The organism is Bifidobacterium sp., from assembly GCF_050874245.1.
In the GTDB taxonomy this organism is placed as follows: Bacteria; Actinomycetota; Actinomycetes; order Actinomycetales; family Bifidobacteriaceae; genus Bifidobacterium.
In genome coordinates this window covers 1-7,536 of record NZ_JBNMKH010000081.1, presented here as the reverse complement: position 1 = coordinate 7,536, position 7,536 = coordinate 1, and the positions used below count along the sequence as shown (strand labels likewise).

Annotated in this window: 6 protein-coding genes and 1 pseudogene; 3 read left to right on the top strand and 4 right to left on the bottom strand. The window is 60.9% G+C overall.

The window, feature by feature from the left end; all coding sequences use genetic code 11:
- Positions 1–254 (top strand): annotated as a pseudogene (locus ACR0P8_RS07970) (gluconate transporter); the annotation flags it as partial.
- Between the two features lie 66 nt (positions 255–320).
- Positions 321–1,361, top strand: coding sequence for a phosphogluconate dehydrogenase (NAD(+)-dependent, decarboxylating) (gnd, locus tag ACR0P8_RS07965; protein WP_432624573.1), 1,041 nt, complete (start codon positions 321–323; stop codon positions 1,359–1,361).
- Between the two features lie 170 nt (positions 1,362–1,531).
- On the opposite strand, the gene ACR0P8_RS07960 is transcribed toward gnd, so the two are convergent.
- From ACR0P8_RS07960 to ACR0P8_RS07945, 4 genes are all read right to left on the bottom strand, one after another.
- Positions 1,532–2,722, bottom strand: coding sequence for a pyridoxal phosphate-dependent aminotransferase (locus tag ACR0P8_RS07960; protein WP_432624572.1), 1,191 nt, complete (start codon positions 2,720–2,722; stop codon positions 1,532–1,534).
- Positions 2,723–2,890: 168 nt separating this feature from the next.
- Positions 2,891–3,571 (bottom strand): TetR/AcrR family transcriptional regulator, encoded by a 681-nt coding sequence (locus tag ACR0P8_RS07955; protein ID WP_432624571.1) that lies wholly within the window; start codon positions 3,569–3,571, stop codon positions 2,891–2,893.
- Positions 3,572–3,723: 152 nt separating this feature from the next.
- Positions 3,724–4,932, bottom strand: coding sequence for a DUF2974 domain-containing protein (locus ACR0P8_RS07950; protein ID WP_432624570.1), 1,209 nt, complete (start codon positions 4,930–4,932; stop codon positions 3,724–3,726).
- A 443-nt stretch (positions 4,933–5,375) separates the two neighbouring features.
- Positions 5,376–6,581 carry a DUF2974 domain-containing protein gene (locus ACR0P8_RS07945; protein ID WP_432624569.1) on the bottom strand — a complete coding sequence of 402 codons (1,206 nt, stop codon included), beginning with the start codon at positions 6,579–6,581 and terminating at the stop codon, positions 5,376–5,378.
- A 181-nt stretch (positions 6,582–6,762) separates the two neighbouring features.
- On the opposite strand from ACR0P8_RS07945, the gene ACR0P8_RS07940 reads away from it, so the two are divergent.
- Positions 6,763–7,536 (top strand): mechanosensitive ion channel family protein (locus ACR0P8_RS07940; protein WP_432624568.1); only part of this gene is annotated, 774 nt, incomplete at its 3' end.

Here is a 7,536-nt window from a genome sequence, read left to right as displayed (position 1 = left end):
TGGCGACCGTCACCGCCTCCGGCATCATGGTGCCGCTCGCCGCCGGCATGAGCCCGACCCATCTGGCACTGCTGGTGCTGGCCATCGGCGCAGGCTCCGTGTTCTTCTCCCACCTCAACGACGCCGGCTTCTGGCTGATCAAGGAATACTTCGGCATGAGCGTGGGCCAGACGCTGAAGACCTGGTCGCTGATGGAAACCATCCTGTCTGTGGTCGGTCTGGGCTGCGTGATGCTGCTCTCGCTGGTGCTGTGACCATGCCGGGCGCAACTCCGGCAATCGCAATCACAAGCACAAACGCATAACCGGCATAACCGAATCTTGCCGTCCGCAAGGTCTTCCGTCATCTTCTTTTTCACGTTGCGGAGGACGCGGAAAGCCTGCGGACGGCATCAAAACCTATCAAATCGCACATTTTTAGCAGAAATTCATAAAAAAAACGTAGAAATTCGTAGAAAGAAGCACATCATGCAGTTGGGAATGATCGGACTGGGCCGAATGGGTGGCAATATGGCGAAACGCATCGCCGCCGCGGGACACGAGGTGGTCGGCTACGACCGCTCCCCCGAATCGGACCGCACCGTGTCCAGTCTTGAGGAATTGGTGTCCGCGCTCAAGGCTCCACGCCTCGTATGGGTGATGGTGCCCGCCGGAGATGCGACCGACAGCACCATCGACGAGCTTGCCGGATTGCTGGATTCCGGCGATATGATCATCGATGGAGGCAATTCGCACTACACCGACGACGCACGGCACGCGGCCGAATTGGAGACGAAAGGCATCCATTTCATGGATTGCGGCGTGTCCGGAGGTGTGTGGGGCATTGACCGCGGCTACGCGCTCATGGTGGGCGGCAGCCAGGAGGATTTCGATAGGGCACGCCCGATTTTCGAGGCCCTCAAGCCCGAAGGCGATTCGGGCCTGGTATTGGCCGGCCCGGTGGGCGGCGGCCACTTCGCGAAAATGGTGCACAACGGCATCGAATACGGCATGATGCAGGCGTTCGGCGAGGGTTTCGCCACCATGGTGAAGTCGCAGCTCATCGAAGACCCGGCGGCCGTGATGTCGTCCTGGCGTGAAGGATCCGTCGTGCAATCCTGGCTGCTGGACCTGCTGGCCATCGCGTTCAAGGCGGATCCGACGCTCGAGTCCATGCCGCCGGTGGCCAACGAATCCGGCGAAGCGAAGTGGATGATCGAAGCGGCGCTCGAGCTCGGCGTGCCGACCCCGGCTACCGCCGCCGCGCTGTACGCCCGCCAAGCCTCACGTGGCGGAGCCGACGACATCCTGCGCGTCGTGTCCACCATGCGCGCCCAATTCGGCGGCCACGTCACCAAAATCGACGAAATAGCCACGCACTGATTGCATGTGAGTGCCGGACGGACTTTGCCGGAACCGCGAATCACACCGATTCCGAATGAATCCAATCGAAAAAACGCCGTTTGAGGGCATTTGCTACCCCAAGCGGCGTTTATATTATTCGCTCCGGCGATTAGCGGCATGCGACCCAATCACCTAGCAGCCCATCGTCTTCAGCGGCCGTAAACCTCGTGCACGAAACGCTCGAGCGCCGCGATGGAACGCTTCACCTTGTCGGTGTCGATGCAGTACGCCATGCGGAAGTAGCCGGGCACGCCGAAGCTATCGGACGGCACGAGGATCAGGTCGTAATCCTTGGCCTTCATGCAGAACGCGTTCGCATCCTCCTCCAGCGCCTTCGGGAAGATGTAGAACGTGCCGCCAGGACGTACCACGTCGAAACCCAGACGGGTCAGCGCGTCGTACAGCAGGTTCATGTTGGTCTCGTACACGGACAGGTCGCTCGTCTCGTCCACCACCTTGGCCACGGCCAGCTGCGCGGTGGAAGACGGGCAGTTGTGGCCGGTTCCGCGGCTGATCTGTCCGCACATCGGCACAATCAGCTCGGCGTCGGTGGCGCGCGGATTCACGGCCACATAGCCGATGCGCTCGCCCGGCAGCGACAGGGACTTCGAATACGAATAGCAGGAGAGCGTGTTGTCGTAGAACTTGCTCGGATACGGCTGTTCGCCGCCATCAAACACGATCTCGCGGTACGGTTCGTCAGAGATCAGGAAGATGTCATGACCGTACTCGGCCTGCTTGGCGTTGAGCACCTCGGCCAGACGGGTCAGCGTCTCGGCGGAGTAGACCGCGCCGGACGGATTATTCGGGGTGTTGATGAGTACCGCCGCGGTTCCAGGATTCAGCGCCTTTTCGAAGGCCTCGAAGTTGATCTGGAAGTTCTCGGTGTCCGCGGGCACCACGGTCAGATGCGCGCCGGTGCCGTTCACATACGGCTGGTATTCCGGGAAATACGGGGCGAAGGTGATCACCTCGTCACCCGGCTTGGTCACCACGCGCAGCGCGTGCGCCAACGCGCCTGCCGCGCCCGTGGTCGGGAAGATGTAATCGGCCGTGTAATCCATGCCGAAGCGGCGGTTGAGGCTTTCGGCGATCGCCTTGCGCACCGACGGGATGCCCAGGGACGGCGAATAACCGTGCAGCGCCACCGGCTCAGCCGTCTTGTACAAATCGATCACGGCGTCCGTGTAGTCCTGCGGGCACGGCACGCTCGGGTTGCCCAGCGAATAGTCGAACACGTTCTCATAGCCGATTTCGGCGCCGCGCGCGGTCGCGTATTCGCTCAGCTCGCGGATCACGGATTTGCCGCCGAGCATGGCCTTGTAGGCTTCGTTGATCATGGAACAACCTCCCTGTCGTGCTGTTACGTGCGCCGAATATGCGCCCGCCGCGCCCCGGAAGGGCGCCGCTACAGACGTTTCTACCACCGAAAAGTCACGACATGCGGCGTAACGTTCATTGTTCGACTTGCCGCGGGCACGCCTTCTGCCACGCCCACCGCCCGTCGTCTACTTCCGCTGCGCTTCGCCGTCGGCTTCGTCCTGTGCGTTCTGCCCCGCCACGAAGCCGCTGCTGAAGATGCGCTTCCAGTACCCCAGCATGTCGGTTTTGGACATGGACATGAACAGGCCCGTGGCCAACACCGCCAGATCCTCGTTGAACACGGCGTCCATCGGCAGCTGCTCGTGCAGTTTCGGCCAACGGCGGAGCACCGCAAGCATGCCTCCGACGGTGAAGTCGAGCATGAGGTCGGTTTTCAGGTCGAGATGGTCCGCATCAAGTCCCAGCACGGAGATCAGGGTGAGCCTGCCGAATTCCCGCATCGATTCGACCAATTCCGGCGAACTGTGCGGGCCGGCCAGCAGGGCGAGCCGGTCGAGTCGTTGACGTTGTTCGGGATCGCGCAGCAACGCGGTCACATGCTTGCGCCATTCGGTGTCGGGATCGAAGCTCGCATCGGGCGTGCCAGGCATCGGCGTATTCTCCACGGCATGCAAAATAGCGGAGTCGGCGAGCTCTGGCAGTCCCGCGAAATGGTAATAGAAAGAATTGCGATTCACCCCTGCCGTCCGCACGATGTCGGTGACGGTGATTTTGCGGTATTCCCGCTCGGAGAGCAGTTCCCAGAACGCGTTTTCGAGACGTTCCTTCGCGGGCAGGATCTCCGAATCGTGGCGTGGACGTGGCATGGTCTCCCCTTGTGGACAGTCGCTTCATATACGCTTCATATACGCAACGCGAATTACTATACAGGCTGTCTAGAACAAATTGCACACCATGTCGCATTTATGACGATCGACGGCGGACGTTTTCGTCCCGTCACATCATCGCCCGCGACCATTCACTTGCGCCGCACTTTCGGATTGCGGGCGAGCGCGGCCTGCAGCATAATCGCCAGCGCCTGGTTCAGATTGCGCCGGTCCTCGCCGCTCAATCCAACATAGGTGCCAAGCATTTCGGGAATGACCTTCGGACCGGCCGCCATCATCGCGGATATGCTGCCCGCGCCGGAAGCCTCAAGCACCGCGAACAACGCGTCCACCGCGCGTTCCCGCTGCTCCTTGGACAGGTTGGACAGCCATTTGTTCAGCGCCTTGTTGAAGGTGACCGAACTGCTGGCCACATCCTCCACCTTGTCGAATTCATCGCCATGCATCCGCCAGGAGAACGCGAAATGCTGCATGATGCCCTCCACATCGGATTTCACCACAATGCAACGCTCCGGGGTTTCCAACACCATGCCCACCACCGACGAGTCCGGCACGATTTTGACGATGCGGCTGCTGACACTCGAGTATTCGAAACTGTTCACCACGGCTTCGGGGAAGCCGGGACCATCCAGCGAATAGATGCGTTCGATGCGGTCCTTCACCCCGTCCGCGGCGTTCATCGCCGCATAAACGGCCAGATTGCCGCCTTTGGAATGGCCGGTGAGCACGATCGGAACATCCTTCCACAACGCGGCCACCCTGGCCAGGTAGTCGGCAGCGGTCACCTGCGCCGGCACCGGGTATTGGAAGGCCATGTTGAAGTCCTCCTTCCAACCCACAAGCGAATCGTCGGTACCGCGGAACGCCACAACCAGCATGCCGGACGGCAGACGATAGGTCACGGCGGCGAACTGCGTCTGCTCATCGCCGTCGAACTGCTCGAGAAAAGCGCCCATCTCAATGCCGGAAAAACGCGGATTCGCGGCGATGGCATGGTAGAAGTCGTGCGTCACCTGCGGATCGACCAAGCCCACATTCTCAACGTTATGGTCGGGCACCGCGCTTCCGTGGTGCAGCTCGTCGTCGGCGCGCGCGATCGTCACACCGTCGAATGGGGGCTTTCGCAGCATCCGCACGGAACGTATCGGATGGCGCGGGTCGAATTCCTTCACACGATCATGCAGCGTGCCGTACCGCGATTCGACGTCGTCAAGCCGCGGCACGCATTCCGGCACGTCGTCGTACGAAAGCTGCGCGAGCACAAGCGCGTCGGCCTCGCGGAAGGCAAGCGCGTCGAAATCACGCGTCTCCGTGCGTGCGTAATCGATGATGTTGCCCATCGCACACCCCTTTCGCAGCTGTCGGCATTCCGCATTCCATTATGCGTCCAAATTATGCGTCCGCATCGTCCATCCTACGTCGGCGAATGGGAACGCATCCGGGTCATTGGCGACCCAGCCCCTCCATTGCACTTCTTATGTGTCATTTGCGCGGCACTTATGTGTCACGACCCCATTTTTTGCGACTTTTTCAGAATCGTGACACATTTTCCCACACACATGCACCCTCTAACTGCGATTAAAAGCTAGGAATCACCAATTCGGGGGCATAGATTCGGTAGTAGATTTGTCACGATTCCATTTTTCGCGATTTTTTCAGAATCGTGACACATGAATCGGCTGAAATGCGTCCCAGCAACCGCACCAACCAGCCGTCGCCTCCGCCCATGACTCCGCCCCGGCAATCACCTCAGCCTTCAGCCCGTCTCAGCCCGCCTTGGCACTCAGCCCTCGCGCACCGCCTTCGCCGCGCTGGCCGGAATCGCCTTGATCACGGCCTTGATGAGCCCACGCGTCTCCCGATCGGTATTGCGCGCCGCCTCCACGATCTTCGGCAGCGAATCCGTCCAATGCTCCACCAAGTCGGCGATGTTGCCATATCCCGCCGCTGCGAAGATTCCGTAGATCTGGTCGATGGCGCGCTCACGCTGCTCCTGGCTTACGGTGTCAAGCCACCCATCGATGGTCCGCTTGATGAGCTGCGCGCCGGCAGTCAGCTCGTCCACCTGCTCGAAATCGCCGTTTTCCGCCACTTGCCAGCTGTTTCCCATGTGCTGCATGATACCGATGGCATCCGCTTTGACGATGCGTACCGTCGCGTTCGATTGCAGCAGCATGCCCACGACGGACGATTCGGGCACGGTTTTGCGGATACGCGATTCGATTGCACGGTACGCCTGACCGCGCACCGCCGATTCCGGAAGGCCCGGCCCGTCATGGGAGAAGATATGGGAGATCCGTCCGTTGCGCCCCCGCACTTGTCCACCCAATGAAGGCAGCAGACCAAGCCGCCGCGCACGTTCGCCGGCCACCTCGATGTCGTCGTGCGCGATCCGCATGGCCGCATACACGGCCATATTGCCGCCTTTCGAATGCCCACCAAGCATGACCGCGGGCGAATCGCCCGAGGAAAGAAATCCTTCCGACCTGTCCAGAATCGAGTTCACATACCGATACGCGGATTCCTGGGATGGCACCGGGCATCGCACCGCCATATTGAAATCCTCTTTCCATCCGACGAGCGTGCCATCGGTGCCGCGGAAGGCGACATACAGCGAATCGGCGGGCCCGCAACCCACGTCGAATGTCATCGCGGCGAACTGCTGCTGCTCGCGCTCGCTCAACCGTTCCGCGTACTCGCCGACACGCAACGCACGAAAACGCGGCGATTCGCAGACGGCGCGCAGCAACGCAAGCCGATACTCGTTCATATCGGAGGAATTAGAGACAAACATGTCGGCATAGCTTTCGGCACGCAGCAGCTCGCGTATCGGCACCGTCGCCACCGATCTCGCCTCGCCGAACGCCGAAACCAAGCCGGAAAGCCGCATGTAGGACAATTCGGACAACACCAGCGAATCGACATCGCCGAACGGCAGCTCCGCGAATCCACGGAATTCCCGCCGCACATAATCCACGATATTGCCCATGCCGCACCCCTTTCGCCGGCCAACGCATCCTTCGGAATCCATTATGCTCCGCTACGACGGGACGACCGGCCATCATCCAGCCATCACCCAACCATCCCAGTCATCACGGCAGCCGGCGAATCAGGAGTCATCCAGCCAATCGCAAGCGTCGCGCAACGGGCCATGTGTAGACTAGGCAGCCATGGATCCAGTTGAAATTCTCACGCACTGGCTTGCCAAAAACTACAGCAAGCTCATCCTGCTCGCCGTCGTGCTCGCCGTCGCCGCGCTCATAGACAAGGCGCTCACCAAGGTGGTGCGCCGCGTACTGGACAAATCGCAGGTGCCGAACGCGTCCATCTTCGTCAACATCCTGCGCGTGGTGGTGTGGGCATTCGCCATCGGCACGCTGCTGCAACCGGTGTTCGGCATCAATCCGACCACCCTGTTCACGGCGCTTGGCATTGGCGGTCTCGCGGTCTCGCTTGGCTTGAAGGACACGATCGCCAACGTGATCGGCGGCTTCGGCCTCATGCTCGGCCGCGTCATCCAGCCGGGCGACTACGTCAAAGTGGCGGGCGTCGCAGGCACCGTCAAGGACATCAACTGGCGTCAGACCATCGTCCGCGAGCGCAACGGCAACGAAATGGTCATTCCGAACTCCATACTGAACACCGCCTCGCTGGAGAAGGTCACCCCGTCGAACGAGGGTCTGGTGCAGGTGCCGTTCACCGCAAAAGCCGATGCCGATGTGGAACGCATGAAGGCCGACATCGTGGAAGTCGTGACGCAGGCCACCACCGAGTTCGCCGATCCGGAATACAAACCGGTGGTGAAGCTCAACGGGTTCACCCCGTACGGCATCGACGGCACGATCTACATACACGCGAAGAGGAATCTGCTGCCGTCCACCATGGCTGACGCGGTGGCGCAGGCGATTGCGCACTCCGATTATCTCGAACATCGCGCGGTCAGC